At 68.2% G+C, this 16,778-nt stretch carries 17 protein-coding genes; 9 read left to right on the top strand and 8 right to left on the bottom strand.

Annotated features, from left to right (window positions below; genetic code table 11):
- Nucleotides 1–10: 10 nt before the first annotated feature.
- Nucleotides 11–1,012 carry a serine hydrolase domain-containing protein gene (locus ABT313_RS37165; RefSeq protein WP_350863900.1) on the top strand — a complete coding sequence of 334 codons (1,002 nt, stop codon included), beginning with the start codon at nt 11–13 and terminating at the stop codon, nt 1,010–1,012.
- A 55-nt stretch (nt 1,013–1,067) separates the two neighbouring features.
- A complete protein-coding gene (locus ABT313_RS37160; RefSeq protein ID WP_350863897.1) occupies nt 1,068–2,507 on the top strand; it encodes a biotin carboxylase in 1,440 nt (479 codons plus the stop codon).
- A 4-nt stretch (nt 2,508–2,511) separates the two neighbouring features.
- On the opposite strand, the gene ABT313_RS37155 is transcribed toward ABT313_RS37160, so the two are convergent.
- A complete protein-coding gene (locus tag ABT313_RS37155; RefSeq protein ID WP_350863893.1) occupies nt 2,512–2,847 on the bottom strand; it encodes a hypothetical protein in 336 nt (111 codons plus the stop codon).
- A gap of 143 nt (nt 2,848–2,990) precedes the next feature.
- Here ABT313_RS37155 and ABT313_RS37150 point away from each other — a divergent pair, with 143 nt between their 5' ends.
- Nucleotides 2,991–3,587, top strand: a complete 597-nt coding sequence (locus tag ABT313_RS37150; protein WP_350863890.1) for a TolB family protein — start codon at nt 2,991–2,993, stop codon at nt 3,585–3,587.
- Nucleotides 3,588–3,641: 54 nt separating this feature from the next.
- Here the strand turns inward: ABT313_RS37150 and infA are convergent, their stop codons facing one another.
- Together infA and ABT313_RS37140 are read right to left on the bottom strand one after the other, a co-directional pair.
- Nucleotides 3,642–3,866 carry a translation initiation factor IF-1 gene (gene infA, locus ABT313_RS37145; RefSeq protein ID WP_350863887.1) on the bottom strand — a complete coding sequence of 75 codons (225 nt, stop codon included), beginning with the start codon at nt 3,864–3,866 and terminating at the stop codon, nt 3,642–3,644.
- Nucleotides 3,867–3,868: 2 nt separating this feature from the next.
- Complete coding sequence (locus ABT313_RS37140; protein WP_350863884.1) at nt 3,869–4,615, bottom strand: GNAT family N-acetyltransferase; 747 nt, start codon at nt 4,613–4,615, stop codon at nt 3,869–3,871.
- A 236-nt stretch (nt 4,616–4,851) separates the two neighbouring features.
- Here ABT313_RS37140 and ABT313_RS37135 point away from each other — a divergent pair, with 236 nt between their 5' ends.
- On the top strand, nt 4,852–8,277 hold the full coding sequence (locus ABT313_RS37135) for an error-prone DNA polymerase (RefSeq protein ID WP_350863881.1): 3,426 nt from the start codon (nt 4,852–4,854) through the stop codon (nt 8,275–8,277).
- Nucleotides 8,278–8,537: 260 nt separating this feature from the next.
- The gene (locus tag ABT313_RS37130) at nt 8,538–9,308 is read left to right on the top strand and encodes a class I SAM-dependent methyltransferase (protein WP_350863878.1); all 771 of its coding nucleotides are present in this window, start codon (nt 8,538–8,540) and stop codon (nt 9,306–9,308) included.
- A gap of 15 nt (nt 9,309–9,323) precedes the next feature.
- Here ABT313_RS37130 and ABT313_RS37125 read toward each other — a convergent pair whose 3' ends face one another.
- The 3 genes from ABT313_RS37125 to ABT313_RS37115 form a co-directional block, all read right to left on the bottom strand.
- Nucleotides 9,324–9,866, bottom strand: a complete 543-nt coding sequence (locus tag ABT313_RS37125) for a hypothetical protein (RefSeq protein ID WP_350863875.1) — start codon at nt 9,864–9,866, stop codon at nt 9,324–9,326.
- 66 nt (nt 9,867–9,932) lie between these two features.
- The gene (locus tag ABT313_RS37120; protein ID WP_350863872.1) at nt 9,933–10,712 is read right to left on the bottom strand and encodes an inositol monophosphatase family protein; all 780 of its coding nucleotides are present in this window, start codon (nt 10,710–10,712) and stop codon (nt 9,933–9,935) included.
- A gap of 37 nt (nt 10,713–10,749) precedes the next feature.
- Nucleotides 10,750–11,232, bottom strand: coding sequence for a MarR family winged helix-turn-helix transcriptional regulator (locus tag ABT313_RS37115; RefSeq protein WP_350863869.1), 483 nt, complete (start codon nt 11,230–11,232; stop codon nt 10,750–10,752).
- 80 nt (nt 11,233–11,312) lie between these two features.
- Here ABT313_RS37115 and ABT313_RS37110 point away from each other — a divergent pair, with 80 nt between their 5' ends.
- Entirely contained in the window at nt 11,313–11,885 is a 573-nt protein-coding gene (locus ABT313_RS37110) for an NADPH-dependent F420 reductase (protein WP_350863866.1), read from the top strand.
- Nucleotides 11,886–11,976: 91 nt separating this feature from the next.
- Here the strand turns inward: ABT313_RS37110 and ABT313_RS37105 are convergent, their stop codons facing one another.
- Nucleotides 11,977–12,615 carry a LysE family translocator gene (locus ABT313_RS37105; RefSeq protein ID WP_350863863.1) on the bottom strand — a complete coding sequence of 213 codons (639 nt, stop codon included), beginning with the start codon at nt 12,613–12,615 and terminating at the stop codon, nt 11,977–11,979.
- Nucleotides 12,616–12,706: 91 nt separating this feature from the next.
- Between ABT313_RS37105 and ABT313_RS37100 the strand changes: the two genes are divergently transcribed.
- Together ABT313_RS37100 and ABT313_RS37095 are read left to right on the top strand one after the other, a co-directional pair.
- Nucleotides 12,707–14,002, top strand: a complete 1,296-nt coding sequence (locus tag ABT313_RS37100) for a BNR-4 repeat-containing protein (protein ID WP_350863860.1) — start codon at nt 12,707–12,709, stop codon at nt 14,000–14,002.
- A gap of 23 nt (nt 14,003–14,025) precedes the next feature.
- The gene (locus ABT313_RS37095) at nt 14,026–15,141 is read left to right on the top strand and encodes an MFS transporter (RefSeq protein ID WP_350863857.1); all 1,116 of its coding nucleotides are present in this window, start codon (nt 14,026–14,028) and stop codon (nt 15,139–15,141) included.
- Here the strand turns inward: ABT313_RS37095 and ABT313_RS37090 are convergent.
- The gene (locus ABT313_RS37090; protein WP_350863854.1) at nt 15,107–15,691 is read right to left on the bottom strand and encodes a TetR/AcrR family transcriptional regulator; all 585 of its coding nucleotides are present in this window, start codon (nt 15,689–15,691) and stop codon (nt 15,107–15,109) included. The genes ABT313_RS37095 and ABT313_RS37090 overlap by 35 nt on opposite strands.
- 69 nt (nt 15,692–15,760) lie before the next feature.
- Here ABT313_RS37090 and ABT313_RS37085 point away from each other — a divergent pair, with 69 nt between their 5' ends.
- Nucleotides 15,761–16,747: a serine hydrolase domain-containing protein gene (locus tag ABT313_RS37085; RefSeq protein ID WP_350863851.1), complete on the top strand. Its 987-nt coding sequence runs from the start codon at nt 15,761–15,763 to the stop codon at nt 16,745–16,747.
- Nucleotides 16,748–16,778: the final 31 nt, after the last annotated feature.

Raw genomic sequence — 16,778 nt, 5'->3', positions numbered from 1 at the left:
CGATCGCACCATGCTCTGGCCGGGCACACTGCCGACCCAGCGTGTCTCCCGCGGGGACGGTCCGGTGCGGGTGCTTCCGGCACGTCCGACTGAGGGGTTGCCGGCGCTCGCGGACACGCATACCGATGCCTTCGTCATCGCCCACGACGGAGTGGTGCTGGCCTCGGGCGGGGTGCTCGACCAGCCGCAGGCGCTGTTCTCGATCGCCAAGTCGGTCGTCGGCTGTGTGGCGGCGATCCTGGTCTCACACGGCCGGCTTTCGTTGGACGCCTTGGTCACGTCGTACGTCCCGGAGTTGGCCGGCAGCGGATACGCCGGTGCGACGGTGCGGCATGTGCTGGACATGCGTAGCGGCGTACGGTTCGTGGAGGACTACAGCGACCCGGAGTCCGACGTACGGCGGCTGGATCAGTGGCTGGCGGACAAGCATCCGCTGTACGAGTTCCTGACCGAGCTGGAGGCGGAGGCGCCACACGGCAGCCGGTTTCTGTACCGGTCGGCGGAGTCCGACGTACTCGGATGGGTCTGTGAGCGCGCAGGTGAGACATCGATGGCTCAGCTGGTGTCGGAGCTGGTGTGGGCGCCGATGGGTGCGGAGCATGATGCGGAGTTCCTGACCGACGCGCGGGGCACAGCTGTGCATGACGGCGGGCTGGCGGCGACAGCTCTGGATGTGGCGCGTTTCGGGTTGTTCCTGCTGGACGCGCCGAAGTGGTTGCGTCGGGCGTGGGCGGTGGACGCAGCCACGCGCACCGACTTCCTGGCGTCACCGGCGGCGTCGTCGTTCCCCGGCGGGTGGTACCGCAACCAGTTCTGGTTCCGGGCCGGGCCGTCCGGAAATGTCCTGCTCTGCTTGGGGATCCACGGTCAGATGCTGTACGTCGGTCGGCGGACCCGGACCGTGTGCGTGAAGCTGTCGAGCTGGCCCGACGCCCAGCATCCGGCGTACCTGCAGGACACGCTGCGCACGTTCGACGCGATCGCACCGCGGCCGCGCAGCTCGATCCTCTGACGCAATGACAGCGCGCGGTTTGTCGCCTTTACTGATCTCAGGGGAGGTGGGGGCGATGAACCAGAAGCTGAACGGTATCGCCGAGATCCGCACGTTCTTCCGGACCAACACCCAGCCGATCTACTTCTTCGGGCCGACCGCGTTCAACCTGCTCGGCATCGACCGCTGGGTGCGGAACTTCCAGTACGTCGTCTACTACGACTCCTGGGACGGCGCGCATCCGCGGGTGTTCGCGCCGAAGGAGCGGCCGTACGTCGAGTTCGAGTCCGGCGAGGAGATCAACAACTACCTGCTCCGCGATCCCGAGGTGCAGGCGTACCTGCGCAAACGCGGCGGGACGCCGATGATCGTGATGGTGTTCTTCGACGAAGAGACCGAGGAGATCTGCCGCGAGCTCGGCTACCGGCTGATCCTGCCGTCGGACGAACTGCGGCGCCGGCTCGACTCGAAGATCGTCACCACCCAGCTCGGCAACGAGGCCGGCGCGCCGTCGGTGCCGAACGTGATCGGCACCGCGTCGTCGTGGAAATCGTTGAAGGAGCTGGCGGCCTCGGCCGGGCTCGGGCGTGACCTCGTCGTGCAGACGCCGTACGGCGACTCCGGCAAGACGACGTTCTTCCTGGCCCGCAAGAAGGACTGGGAGAAACATGCCGCCGACATCATCGGCGAGCAGTTGAAGGTGATGAAGCGGATCGACAACAAGGCGGCCGCGGTCGAGGCCTGCATCACCCGGCACGGCACGATCGTCGGGCCGTTCATGACCGACCTCACCGGCTACCCGGAGCTCACGCCGTACAAGGGCGGCTGGTGCGGGAACGACCTGTTCCCGGAGGCGCTGACCCTGGAGCAGCGGGCGCTGGCGATCGAGCACGTCCGGCGGCTGGGGGACCGGCTCGCGGTCGAGGGGTACCTCGGCTTCCTCGAGATCGACGTATTGGTGGATCTGGCCACCGACGAGGTCTACCTCGGGGAGCTGAACCCGCGGATCTCCGGCGCATCGTCGATGACGAATGTGACCGCCGGCGCGTACGCCGACGTACCGCTGTTCCTGTTCCACCTGCTCGAGTTCATGGAGGCCGACTACACGATCGACGTCGCGGAGATCAACGAGCGCTGGCGCGACCTGGCCGCGGTGGACGTGTGGGCGCAGTTGATCATGAAGGAGCCGACCGACCGGGTCGAGCGGATCATCGAGGCGCCCCGCACCGGCACCTGGCACCTGACCGAGGACGGCGCCCTGGTGTTCGCGGGTGCGGCCAACGACTGGCACGACGTCACGCACGAGGACGAGGCGTTCTTCCTGCGCGTCTACGGACCGGGCGACTACCGGTTCAAGGGCGCGGACCTGGGCATTCTGGTGACCAAGGGCCGGATGCAGACGCCGGACGGCCTGACGAACCGCAGCCGGCACTACATCAACGGGATCCGCGGGCACTACCTGTCCGAGCCGCTGCCGGAGGCGCCGGCGGTGACGCCGATCAGCTACGTGAAGTAGCTCGTCAGAGCGGTCTCAGGTCCTTGCCCGGGACCCAGGTGACATGGCCGTCCTTGTCCCGGACGCGGCCGAGCCACTCGCCGTTGTCGTTGATCCACACGTCCAGCTCACCGGTCGCCCAGGCGGCCCGCTGAACCGGCTGCGCCGGGTCCACGCGCCGGACCTTGTCGGCCGCACGTGGACCGTGCGCGTCGTACTGGACGTCGAGATCGGAGGCCAGTTCGTGGGCACTCTCCTCGTCGTCGATTCCTGTCGCACGCCACCCGTTGACCGCACCGTCCCAGACGCCGAACCTGTCAGATCCGTCGTCGGACGGGCGAACCGTGAACCGACCAAGCATGTTTTCAGATTATCCCGGACTCGAACACATGTTCTAGTCTTGGCGACACGGAACCTCTGTGATACATCCCGCTCCAGCCTTGACGGGTCTAGTCCACACCGCACGGGACCCATCAGAAGCGGTTTACATGGATCCCCAGCTTCATGTCGGACTGGTCGCCCGACGGCCGGCGGATCGCGTTCGACTTCGTCGACGACACCGGCGTACACATCGCCACGATGGATCCCGACGGTCGCCACGTCCGTCAGCTCACCTCCGGCCGGGGGATCCAGGGCGACCCGAAGTGGTCGCCGGACGGCCGCTGGATCGCGTTCGGGCGGATCACCGGAGTGGACGCGCAGGGCGCGCAGTTGGAAGCGGTGTACGTCGTGAGAACGGACGGGTCCGGGGTTCGCCGGGTCGTGCCGCCGACCGCCGGCTTGGAGCATCCCGACTGGTCTCCCGACGGCCGGTGGATCAGCTACAACATCGATCCGCTCGCCCCGAGCCCCGCCGTACTGAAGGTCCACCCGGACGGGACAGGTCTGCGGGTGATCCGGCGTCAGGACGAGCACTTCGAGTTGTTCAAGCCGAGATGGTCGCCGGACGGCCGTAAGTTCCTGGTCGGCTGTTACGAAGTAGCAGCCGCGATCGACCGGATCTGCGTCATGGACGCCGACGGCCGCAACCTGCATATCGTGGTCGCGACCGATGACCCGCTGAACTACCCGGCGTGGGGGAGTCTCGCGCCCTCACGGTGACCCCACGGCACTCTGCGCCCGGCGGCTCGGGGATGCCGAGCGCAGAGTGCTCCGTCAGTTGCGGTAGCGGAAGATGATGCGGCCCCGGTCGAGGTCGTACGGGCTGAGTTCGACCAGGACGCGATCCTCGGGGAGGATCTTGATGTAGTTCTTGCGGATCTTGCCGCTGATGTGCGCCAGCACCTTGTGGCCGTTGGTGAGTTCGACCCGGAAGTTGGCGTTGCGGAGGCACTCGACGACAGTGCCCTCGATCTCGATGCCGCCTGTTGCTCTAGGCATGATCAGGCCCTCTCGTTGATCAGTTCGACACTGCCGCCGGTGCGTTCGGCGCCGAGCCCTTCGAACAACGCCAGTGCGGCCGCATTGGTCTCGTCGACCTCCGCCGTGGCCGCTTCGAAGCCGGCGTGATGCAGCCCGCTGAGGGTTTGCGTCAGCAAGGCGCGGGCAATGCCGTGCCGCCGCTCAGCGGTCAGTACGGCGACCAGCCCGATCCGCGGTCGCCGGGTCCTGGTCGCGACCCGGACCATACCGACGTACCGACCGTCCTTGGTCGCGATCGTGCACGTCGACGGGTCGAGCGGTCTCGCACCGCCCTGCCAGGGCAGCACCTCCGCGGGCATCGTCTGCCAGCCGACGGTCGCCTCCACCTCCGCACGGATCGCGCGGTCGAGCTCACGCAGCGGAGCCTCGGACGCCGTCGTGATGATCACTCCGGCCGGCGCCTCCACCGGCGTGACCTCAGTGGGTACGACGAACTCCGACTCGCGCCGCGCACGGGCGAATCCGGCACGTTCCCAGTTGGCCGTGAGCTCGCGATCGGTCTCGTCGACCACGGTGTACTGCGGTGCCGACTGATCGGCCAGCATCGCGGCGGCGAGCCGGTCGAAGACCGCGTCGCGCCAGGTGTCGATACTCAGAAACGTCCTGCCGTCGAGCCGCCGTGCGGCATGCCCGCGGCCGACGACCAGATCGTTCTCGATGGCGTGCCACTGATTATCCGCGACACGCGAGAGCGTCACAGTGTTCATAGGTGTTTCCCTTCGGGAGCCTGTCGTGGCGCTCCCGGCTGACACCTGTGTCAGTCGCCCGCCCGTGACCACGACAGGGGGAGCACCCATTGCTGTGCAGCGTTCATGGGGGCATCACCTCCGGGCGTTGTGTCACGGACCAGAGCAAGTTACCAAGCCCCTTGTCCTGGCGGCCACTCATTTTGCGTCCTGTCGAACATATGTTCTAGTCTTGATCCTGATGGGAGGTGGGAGCGATGGGTTACAACAACCCGCCGATCAAGTGGTCGGAGTTGGAGCGCAAGCTGTCGGACCGCTCTCGCCCGGGCAGCCACGGCGGCCGGCCGGTGACGGGCGACGGCGGCGACAGCCCGGCGTGGTCACAACATCGCGGGCCGTATGTCGCGGATGCCGTGCGCCGCCCCGAGCACGCCGTGCCGTATGCCGAGCTCCACGCCCACTCGAACTTCTCCTTCCTGGACGGCGCTTCCCAGCCGGAGGACCTGGTCGAGGCCGCGGTCCGTCAGGGGCTGCATGCGCTGGCGCTGACCGATCACGACGGGTTCTACGGCGCGGCCCGGTTCGCCGAGGCCGCGGCGGCGTACTCGATGCCGACTGTTTTCGGAGCTGAGTTGTCGCTGGGGCTGACCGGCCCGCAGAACGGCGTGGCCGACCCCGAGGGCAGTCACCTGCTGGTGCTGGCGGAGGGACAGGACGGATACCACAAGCTGGCCGGGGCGATCACCGAGGCGCAGCTCGCCGGCGGCGAGAAGGGGAAGCCGGTCTACGACCTGGAGGAGCTGGCTGCCGCGGGCCAGGACGAGTGGCTGATCCTGACCGGCTGCCGCAAGGGCCTGGTCCGGCAGGCGCTGGAGCTCGGCGGGCACGCCGACGGCCCGGCCGCCGCGGGCCGCGAGCTCGACCGGCTGACCGCGTTGTTCGGCAGGGACCGCGTCGTCGTCGAGCTGATCGACCATCACCTGCCCGCAGACACCACGCGGAACCGGATCCTCGCCGATCTCGCCGCCGACCGCGGTCTGCCGGTCGTTGCCACAAACAACGTTCACTACGCGACGCCCGCGCAGCACAAGCTCGCCGGGGCGTTGGCAGCAGTGCGGGCCCGGCGCGACCTGGACTCGATGGACGGCTGGCTGCCGCCGAGCGGGATGGCGTTCCTGCGTTCGGGTGAGGAGATGGCCGCCCGCTTCCGGCGGTACGACGGGGCCGTGGCGCGCTCGGTGACGCTGGCCGACCAGCTCGCGTTCGACCTCGCGCGGGCGAAGCCGAAGTTGCCGCTGCGCGACGTACCCGATGGTCATGATCCGATGTCGTGGCTGCGGGAGCTGACGTTCGCCGGCGCCGCCCGGCGGTACGGGACCCGTGCGCAGCGGCCCGATGCCTACGAGCGGCTGGAGCGGGAGCTCGACGTCATCGAGGAGAAGGGCTTCCCGGGGTACTTCCTGATCGTCGAGGACATCGTCCGGTTCGCGCACGACAACGGGATCCTCTGCCAGGGCCGCGGCTCGGCGGCGAACTCGGCGGTCTGCTACGCGCTCGGCATCACCGCGGTGGACAGCATCCTCTACAACCTGCCGTTCGAGCGGTTCCTGGCCACCACCCGGGCCGAGGAGCCGGACATCGACGTCGACTTCGACTCCGGCCGGCGGGAGGAGGTGATCCAGCACGTCTATTCCAAGTACGGCCGGCACAACGCCGCCCAGGTGGCGAACGTGATCTCCTACCGCCCGAAGTCCGCCGTCCGCGACATGGCGAAGGCCCTGGGGTACTCCGTCGGTCAGCAGGACGCCTGGTCGAAACAGGTGGACGGCTGGAGCCCGGAGATCACCTCGACCGAGCACGACATCCCGCCGCAGGTGGTGGCGATGGCGACGGAGCTGCTGAAGTTCCCGCGGCATCTCGGGATCCACTCCGGCGGGATGGTGCTGACCGAGCGCCCGGTCGGCGAGGTGGTGCCGATCGAGCACGCCCGGATGGAGAAACGGACCGTCCTGCAATGGGACAAGGACGACTGCGCGTGGATGGGGCTGGTGAAGTTCGACCTGCTCGGGCTCGGCATGCTCGCCGCACTGCAGTACTGCCTGGACACGGTCCGCGAGCAGATCGGCGAATCGTGGGAGCTGCACACGATCCCGCGGGAGGAGGCCGGCGTCTACGACCAGCTGTGCCGGGCGGACTCGGTCGGCGTGTTCCAGGTCGAGTCCCGCGCACAGATGGCGACGCTGCCGCGGCTGAAACCGCGACGGTTCTACGACCTCGTCACCGAGATCGCGCTGATCCGCCCCGGCCCGATCCAGGGCGGCGCCGTCCACCCGTACATCCGCCGCCGGACCGGGGAGGAGCCGATCACCTACCTGCACCCGAAGCTGCGACCGGTGCTGGAGCGGACGATGGGCGTGCCGCTGTTCCAGGAGCAGCTGATGCAGATGGCGATGGCGGTCGGCGAGATCGACGGCGACGAGGCCGACCTGCTCCGCCGGGCGATGGGTTCCAAACGCGGCATCGAGAAGATCTCGTCCCTGAAGGACAAGCTGTACGCCGGGATGGCGGGCAATGGGATCACCGGCGACCTGGCCGACGAGATCTACGAGAAGATCGAAGCGTTCGCGAACTTCGGTTTCGCCGAATCGCACTCGATCAGCTTCGCCCTGCTCGTCTACTCCAGCACCTGGCTGCGGCTGCACTACCCGGCCGCGTTCCTGGCCGCGCTGCTCCGGGCCCAGCCGATGGGCTTCTACTCACCACAGTCCCTGGTCGCCGACGCCCGCCGCCACGGCGTCGAAGTACGCCGCCCGCACCTGCACCTCTCGGGCGTCGACGCAGGGCTCGAGCTGCTGGTCGACGGGCAGGAGCTGGACGGGCCGACGGGTTCCCCGGGCTGTCTGGCGGATCCGCAGCCGTTGGTGGGTCCGTTCGATCCGAAGGCGCCGTTCGACACGACTGTGCATCGGCGCGACGGGGCCTTCGCGGTCCGGCTCGGGCTGGCCGAAGTGCGCACGGTGGGGGAGAAGGGCGCAAAGCTGATCGTCGAGGAGCGGGACCGGGGCGGGCCGTTCACGGAGATGGCCGACCTGGTCCGGCGTACCGGGATCACCGCGGCCCAGGTCGAGGCGCTCGCGACCGCCGGCGCGTTCGACTGCTTCGGGCTCGACCGGCGACAGGCATTGTGGGAGGCCGGCCGCGCAGCCGAAGAGCGCCCCGGCCAACTCGCCGGCATCACCGCCGCCGGTCCGCCGCCCACGCTTCCCGGGATGAGCGACATCGAAGCCGACATGGCCGACCTGTGGTCCACCTCGATCACCACCACCAGCCACCCGATGGAACGCGTCCGCGAACGACTCCGCGCCGAAGGCATCCTGTCCGCCGCCCAACTCCGCGAAGCCCCCAACGGCACCCGCGTCCGCGTAGCCGGCGTCGTCACCCACCGCCAACGTCCGGCCACCGCCTCCGGCGTCACCTTCATGAACCTCGAGGACGAGACCGGCATGGCCAACATCGTCATCACCGTAGGCTGCTGGCACCACCACGCCGCCATAGCCCGCAACGCCGCCGCCCTCATCATCCGAGGCCGAGTAGAACGAGCCGGCGAAGTAACCAACCTCTCCGCCGAACACCTGGAACGCCTCCCCCTAGCCGCCAAAACCAAATCCCGAGACTTCCGCTAACCCCCACCCACCGCCCACCACGAAATCGAGCAGCCGTCGAAGTCGATCGGCCGGGTGTCGTCCGTCGTTCGGCGAGTCGTGGTGAATGGTTCGGGGGCGAAACCTCGAGTCGTGGATAGGGGTTGCTGAAATCAGCCGGAATCCACGACTCGGCGAGCGTGCGGGCGACGTACCTGGTGCCACCATCGCAAGGAGCTGGGATGTCGGTTGACCGCGGGTCACGACGTCGGAGGAGTGTGTGGGGTGGGTAACGTCGGGGGATGGATGAGGGTGGGCGGTTGGGGGCGGGGTTTGGGGTGGTGGCTCGGGCTTATGCGGAGCATCGGCCGGGTTATACGGGGGACGCGGTGGGGTGGGTGTTGGAGGGGGCGCCTGGGAGGCGGGTGCTTGATCTGGGGGCTGGGACGGGGAAGTTGACGGCGGCGTTGGTCGAACTCGGGGTCGACGTTGTTGCGGTTGAGCCTGATGCGGCGATGTTGGGGGAGTTGCGGCGCGGGCTGCCGGGAGTACGGGCGTTCGTGGGTGGGGCTGAGGAGATACCGCTGCCGGATGGGTCGGTTGATGTCGTAGTGGCTGGGAATGCCATGCACTGGTTCGACATGGCTGTTGCTGGGCCGGAGATTGCCAGGGTGCTTGCGCCAGGTGGTGTGCTCGCCGGGTTGTGGAATGTCGTGGACGACAGCGTCGATTGGGTTGACGGGCTGGCTCAGGTGAGTGGGAGTGCGGCGATCGGTCCGCGTGATACGCCTGCGAGTTGGCGGGTGGAGGCGGCCGGTCTGCAGTTTCCGGGGTTCGGCGAGCCGGAGCAGGCCGAGTTCCCGCACGGACAGCGTCGTACGGCGGGTTCGCTTGTTGCGACTCTCGCCACCCGCGCGGGCATGTTGGCGATGCCGGACCACGAACGAGACGCCACGCTCAACCGCATCCGCGCATACCTCGCGAGCCGACCTGAGACCGCCGACGGCGAGTTCACCCTCCCGATGCTGACCGCCGTACTGCGTGTCACGCGCCGCAGGGTTGGTGGTTGCTGACCGCGGTACTGCGGGTCATGCGCCTGCGCGGGGTTGGCGGTTGAAGATTCGGCGGAGGCGGTTCAGGGCCTGGTCGGTGAAGAGGCCGGTTAGGGCGCCGGTGAGGACCAGGACGGCTACGCCGGCGCTGGAGGTGGATTCGTCGCCGATGCTGATCAGGCCGGTGTTGACGGCGATCACCGAGACCGAGGCGAGCAGCGCGGACCAGAGCGGACGCATGATGTACCACGCGACCTGGTGATTCGCACCGGTCGTGCGCGCGAACGTCATGCTCTGCTGGATGACACTGCCGACCGCGCCCGCCGCGGCGCCGACGATGAGCAGGCTCATGTTCAGCGTGATCGCGAAGTCGACCGGCCAATGGACCGAGCGGCTCGCGACCTGGTGCGGTCCGACGGCCTCTTGGGCTGCGACGAGATGCTCGGCCAGCCCGTACGCCGCGACGAGACACGGCAGCGCGATGACGGCCTGGGCGATGTTGATCGAGACGATCAGCCGACGGTGCGAGCGCCGTACGGTCCTGGCCCGCCTCCGATGTGGTCCGAGTGTGTTGCTCATGACAAGTTCCTCCCCCTCAAACAGACGGAGGCACCGGCAGCCCGCCGCGATACATGGGAAGAGTGCTCAGCCTGCGTGCGACTCGGACAGGTGTGGGGCGAGGAGCGTGAGTAGTTGGGTGTGGGTTTCGGGGGAGGCGGCGGCAAGTAGGCCGGGGGTGGTGTGGAGGGGGTCGCCGTGGAAGTTGGTGATGGGGAGGCCGGCGGCTTGGCAGAGGATGGTGCCGGCGGTGAAGTGGACGCTGGTCGGGCTGACGTTGTCGGCGATGTACGCGGCTTGACGGCCGACCGCTACCCAAGCCAGAGCGAGGGTGGTGGAGAAGACGCGGAGGGCGAACGCGGCGCGGAGCTTCTCGTCGGTCAGGAGTTGGGCGCCGAGGAACTGTCCGGTGCCGTCGATGTCGATGTCCACAAGGCGGGAGGACGCGCACGGTACGGCGGGACGGTCGGCGCCGTCGTGGCGGATGAAGACCGTCGTGCCGTCGGTCCAGAAGATCTCGTGGGTGAGGGGCTGGGCCACCGCGGCGACGTCGCCGGTCGGGCTGCGGAGTGCGACGTTCACGGAGAACAGCGGGTTCTGGGCCGCGAAGTTGAGCGTTCCGCAGAGCGGGTCGACCAGCCAGGTACGGTCCGCTTCACCGCTGGCGCCGTACTCCTCGCCGACGACCGCGTCGTCCGGGCGGGCGCCCTGGATGACCGCCATGATCGCGCGCTCGGATTCGAGGTCGGCCTCGGTCGCGAAGTCGGTCCCCACCTTCGCGTACCGCTCCAACTGACCGCCGAACCGCTCCCGGATCACCGCAGCGCCGGCCTCCGCCGCCGCAACCGCCGCCTCTGCATCATTCATACCGGCATCCAACACGACACCGGGACCGGTCGGCAGCTCAGCGCCGGTACACGTCGCTGAGCTTGCCCTCCGGGTCGACCGACTCGAGGATCGCGCCGGTGATGTCGGCGAGCTGCGCGACCTGTTCAGGTGTGAGTACGTCGATGACGTGCTGACGGACTGTTGCGACGTGGCCGGGCGCAGTTGCGCGGATCTTCTTCCAGCCCTCGGCGGTCAACCGCGCATTCGTCGCCCGTGCGTCCTCCGGACAAGGGAACCGCTCGACGATGCCCCGGTCCTCCAGCCGCTTCACGACATGTGACAGGCGGGGGAGGGTCGCGTTGGTTCGCTGTGCCAGTGCGGTCATCCGGAGGGTGCGCTTCGGCGCCTCGGACAGCATCGCCATCACGTAGTACTCGAAGTGCGTCAGCTCCGCGTCGCGCCGGAGCTGGGAGTCGAGGACACCGGGCAGCAGCTCGAGTACGGCGGCCAGCCGCACCCATGCGGTCATCTCAGTGTCGTCCAGCCAGCGCGTGCTCACGACAACAGTCTAATGGTTGTAGCTACAACTATTCTGCGCTATCGTGATGGTTGAAGGTACAACCAAAAAGGAGCGAGAGTATGACGCACGTCAGCATCATCGGCAGCGGCAACATGGGGCAGGCGATCTCGTCGGTCGTCGCCAAGGGCGGCAACACCCTCGAGCTGTTCGACTCCACCGACAAGGACAAGCCGGTCACGGGCGACGTCGTGATCCTCGCGGTGCCGTACCCGGCGATCGACCAGGTCCTCGCCGATCGCGCCGACCAGTTGAGCGGCAAGGTCGTCGTCGACATCACCAACCCGCTGAACTTCGAGACGTTCGACTCGCTGGTCGTGCCGGCGGACGGGTCGGCGGCGGCCGAGCTGGCCGAGAAGTTGCCGGACGCCAAGGTTCTGAAGGCTTTCAACACCACGTTCGCGGCAACGGTCGCGTCGGGTCAGGTGGGTGAGGTCCCGACCACCGTTCTGATTGCCGGCGACGACGCCGACGCCAAGGCGCAGTTCGCGGGGATCGTGTCCGCAGGCGGCCTGAAGGCGGTCGACGCGGGCGCGCTGAAGCGTGCTCGTGAGCTCGAGGCGGTCGGCTTCCTGCAGCTGTCCCTCGCCATCGGCGAGAAGATCGCCTGGGCCGGCGGCTTCGGCCTGGTCTGATCGGGCTCGGCGTCAGAGGCGCCTCCTCAGAACAGGGGAGAGGAGGCGCCTGCTTGCGCCGGCGTGAGGTGAGCTGGTGCGGTGGGGCGGGTCAGCGGAGTAAGGCGAGGCGGATGCCGAGGCCGATGAAGATTCCGCCTGTTGCGGTGTCGATGCGGCGGCGGGCGATGTGGCGGGAGCGGAGCCAGCTGCCGATTCGTCCGGACAGTAGGCCGACTGTGCCGTCGACGAGGAACTCCAGCACGATCAGGATCGCGCCGAGTACTGCGAACTGGAGCCACACTTGGCCGTGCTCCGGCACGACGAACTGTGGCAGGAACGCGATCGTGAATGTCACCATCTTCGGGTTCAGCAGGTTCGTGGTCAGTCCGGTCAAGTAAGCCTTCCGGCCCGACATCGCCGCCCCGGTCGTGCCGGGCGGCTCGTCGGTGGTGGCGTCGTTCCGGTGCCGGATCATCTGCACCCCGAGATAGATCAGGTACGCCGCACCGACGATCCGGACCGCCGTGAACGCAACCGGCACGGCCGCGAAGAGCGCAGCCAACCCGGCCGCCGCCACCGCGACATGCACAGCCTCACTCGTCGCAACCCCGGCCGTCGCGAGCAACCCGGCCCGGGGGCCGCTGCGCATCCCGCACCCGAGGATGAACAGCATGTCCGGCCCAGGCGTGATCATCGCGATGGTCGTCGTCAGTAGGAACGCGAGCAGAAGATGCTGGTCGATCGGCATACGCCGATCGTCGCACGGTCAGCGGACACTTCTGACCGGATGTGGGCAAGCGCTTACCCAAACCGCTTCGACGATGGAACACTGGGTGGCCATGGATGCGCCTCGAGTGATCAATGACAACGGTGCTTGGTGCTGGTTCCAGGACGAGCGGGCCTTGGTCGACGCGGAGAGCGGCCTGCTGGTCGCCGGTTCGATTGCCGCGCCGGAGGGTCCCGGCGGAGACCGACGTGCCGGCAACGTCGAGCTGACCGTCGTCGAGCTGCAGTCAGGTGAGAGCGAGATCGTCGTACTGCATGAGCAGTTCGAAGCCGACGATCACGACGTACCGGCGTTGTGGCGGCGGCGCGACGGGCGTTGGCTGGCGGTGTACACGAAGCACAAGACCGATGACCTGACGCGCTGGCGGATCAGCGAGCCTGGTGATCCGCGCAAATGGGGACCGGAGCGGACGTTCGACTGGGGTGAGTTCACCGGTGGCCGCGGTGTCACGTACTCGAACCTGCATGAGCTCGACGGCCGCCTCTACTGCTTCGCCCGTGCGGTGAACGACGACCCGTGCGCACTGCTGTCAGACGACGAGGGCGACACCTGGGAGTACGCCGGCAAACTGTTCACCCGCCCGAAGGTCGGATACGTCAACGGCTACACCCGCTACGTCTCGACGCCGACGCGCGTCGACCTCATCACGACCGACCATCACCCGCGCGACTACAACAACTCGATCTACCACGGTTATCTCGAAGGCGGCGCCCTGCACCGAACGGACGGCACCGTGGTGGACGCCAAGGCGCTCGACGCCGACGCGCCGTCGCAGGTCGAGCTGACCAAGGTCCTCGCCGCCGACTCGGTCTGGGACGGCGAGCCGATGACGCACTGCTGGACCGTCGACATCCGCCGCGGCGACGACGGTTCGCTCGCTGCGGTGATGCTCGCTCGCCACGACGTACCCGAGAAGCCGGAGGATGCGTTCGCGCGACAGCATCCGGTGCCGGACCATCGCTTCTTCTATGCACGTCTGGCGCCCGGCGGAACGTGGCAGGTCCAGCAACTGGCGAAGGCCGGCCACGGCCTGCTGGTGCACGAGAACGACTACACCGGCCTGGTCGCGATCGACCCGTACGACCTCGACTCGCTCTACGTGTCGACGCCGATCGACCCGCGCGACGGCGCGGCGCTGAAGCATCACGAGATCTTCCATGCCCGGATGAACGACGCCGGGGCGACGTGGACGCCGGTGACCGAGAACTCCGTTGCCGACAATCTCCGGCCGATCGTCGCGCCGGGCGATCCGGCGCGGGTCCCGCTGCTCTGGTTCCGTGGCGAGATGACGGCCTCGCAGCACTATGCGTGTGAGGTCGTGCTCCTGGATCGCCCGCGACAGACATAATAACAAGCGGTACCATCTCACCCATGACTGTTCCGGTACGACGGTTGTGGGTGGCGGTGCTGTTCGGGTATCTCGCGTTCGGTGCCACGTTGCAGGCGCTGCCGTCGTACGTGCCGGAGAAGCTCGGCGGCGGCGCACTCTCCAGCGGCACTGCAGTCGGGATCGCGTTCCTGGCGACGGCGTGCGGGCGGCCGTTCGCGGGCCGGCTGGCGGATGCGGGCTGGTCGCGTCCGGTCGTCCTGACCGGGGGAGTGCTGGCGGCGATTGGGGGCCTCGGGCAACTGCTTGCGCCGGATCTGATCCTGCTGATGGTGGCGCGGCTGGTAATGGGTGCGGGTGAGGCGGCGCTGTTCTCCGCGGCGCTGCCGTGGGTGCTGTCGGGTGCGCGAGTAGCGCAGCGTGGGCGGTTGGCCGGCTGGTTCGGCCTGTCGATGTGGGGCGGGCTGGCCGCCGGACCGGTGATCGCGACGCTGGTCGGCGGCAAGGTCTGGTGGGTCGTCGTAGGACTGTCACTCGCGTCGGCCGCGGTCGTGCTCACCACCAGGTCGGTTGAAGTCGAGGTGCCGGGGGTGCGGGTTCGGGGGTTGTTGCCGGCGGGAGTGCGGTTGCCGGGGGCAACGATCGGACTGGCGGCCTACTGTTATGGGACGGTCGCGGCGTTGCTGGTGTTGTGGTTGCGGGATGCGGGCGTCGGGGTGGACGGCGTTGCGCTCGCGTTGTTTGCCGGTGGGTTCTTGGTGACGCGGTTCGCGGGCAGCCCGTTGGTCGATCGGTTCGGTGGGCGACCGGTGGTGGTGGCGACGGTGGGGCTCGAGATCGTTGCCCTGGCAGGGTTGGTCATCGTGCTAACACCGGCAACCGCGGTTGTCTTCACGGTGCTGGCGGGGGTCGGGTTGGCGTTGGTCTATCCGGCATGCGTTTCGATGACGCTGGATCGGGTGGACGGATCGAGGCCGGGGGGCTCGATGGGGGTGATGACGTCGTTCTGGGATCTCGGGGTGATGGTGGCGGGGCCGCTCGGCGGGCTGATCGCTGAGTGGGCCGGCTATCGCCAAGCGTTCCTCGTGGCCGCCGGAGCAGGAGTCGCCTGTGTGCTCGTGGCTCTCAGAGTGCCGAGTCGAGGAGTGTCTCCACGATGACCCGCGCCTCCGCGCCGAGCCCCGGATCCTGGTCGACGGCGCTGATCAGCGTCGCGCCTTCCAGTACGACGACCAGCTGCCGCGCCGTCCTTGCCGGATCATGAGCCCCCGCATTCGTCAGCAAGCGCTCGAAAAGCTCGCGATAGAAGGCGAGATGCTCTCGCGCCAACCGCCGCGGCGCGCCGTCCTGACCGCGGTCCTCGGTGGCGGCGTTCATCATCGCGCAGCCGCGGAACCCGGCTTCGGCGTACCAGCTTGCGACCAGGTCGAAGACGGCGAGGATCTGGTCGCGGCCGGGCGGCGCCTGCTCGACCGCCGCGTTGTGCCAGGCGCGGACCCGTTGGGTGCGGTCGGCAAGGACCGCCTCGACCAGGCCGTCCTTGGACCCGAAGTTCTTGTAGATGGTCAGCTTGGACGCGCCGGCGGCCTCGACGATCTCGTTGATCCCGGTCGCGTGGATCCCGCGCCGGCCGAACACGTCCGCCGCCGCCTTCAGGATCCGGGCCTTCGTCGCCTCGGGGTCCAACCGCTCTCCAGCCTTGACCGGCATCGTCCGACCACCTCCGGACCCCAGCCTACCGAGCTGGACCAAGATGAGAACGATCGGTACTATCAAGTCATGTGGACAGCAGCGGGATTCGAGCACGTGGCCGAGGCTTTCGACCGGAACTTCTCGGAGCGCGGTGAGCTCGGTGCGGCGTTCGCGGCGTACCACCGAGGTGAATTGGTCGTCGACCTGTGGGGCGGGACGGCCGACCCGGAGACGGGCCGGGCGTGGGAGCGCGACACGATCCACCTGATGTTCTCCGGCACCAAGGGCCTCACCACCGCCTGCGTCCTGTTGCTGGTGCAACGCGGCCAGATGTCGTTGGACGATCCGTTGAGCCGCTACTGGCCCGAGTTCGGTGCCGAGGGCAAGGATCGGATCACGATCGCCGAGGTGCTGTCCCATCAGGCCCGCCTGCCGTGGGTGGAGGCCGGGTACGCCGACCTGCTCGACCACGACGCGATGGCGGCACACCTCGCCGCGCAGGCGCCGGCGTCCGATCCGCGCGCCGCATTCATGTACCACGCGGTGACCTGGGGCTGGCTTCTCGACGAGCTGGTACGGCGGGTCGACGGCCGCACAGTCGGGCAGCTGTTCGCGGACGAGTTCGCCGTACCGCTGGAGCTCGAGGTGTGGATCGGGTTGCCCGAAGAGCTGCACTGGCGAGTGGCGACGATGGTGGCTCCGGAAGGAGTGCTCGTCGACGGCCCCTGGTCGGAGATCAACCGGCCCAACCCGCTGTGGATCCCAGGTTCGGAGAAGATCTGGAACAGCGAGGAGTATCGCAGCGCCGGGCTCGCCGCTGTCGGTGGCTACGCGACAGCGCGAGGCATGGCGAAGTTCTACGCCTCGCTCCTGGAGGACGGCGTCCTGGAGCCCGAGATCGTCAAGCTCGGGCGTCGGGAGATCCGGCGCGGCATCGAGCCGACGTGGGGCAGTCCAATGGTCTACGGCGCCGGGTTCGAGTTGCAGACCGATGCGTTCGGTCATGCGGGAGCCGGCGGGGGGGGGGGGGGGGCGGCGGGCGGGGGCGCGGCCCCCCCCCGGGAAAAAAAATAAAAGAGAGACGTGTGGAGCCCCCCCCACCCCC

It is taken from the genome of Kribbella sp. NPDC000426, assembly GCF_040300265.1.
GTDB lineage: Bacteria > Actinomycetota > Actinomycetes > Propionibacteriales > Kribbellaceae > Kribbella.
Note: the sequence above shows the minus strand (reverse complement) of the source record. Positions and strands in the feature narration are given on the sequence as shown.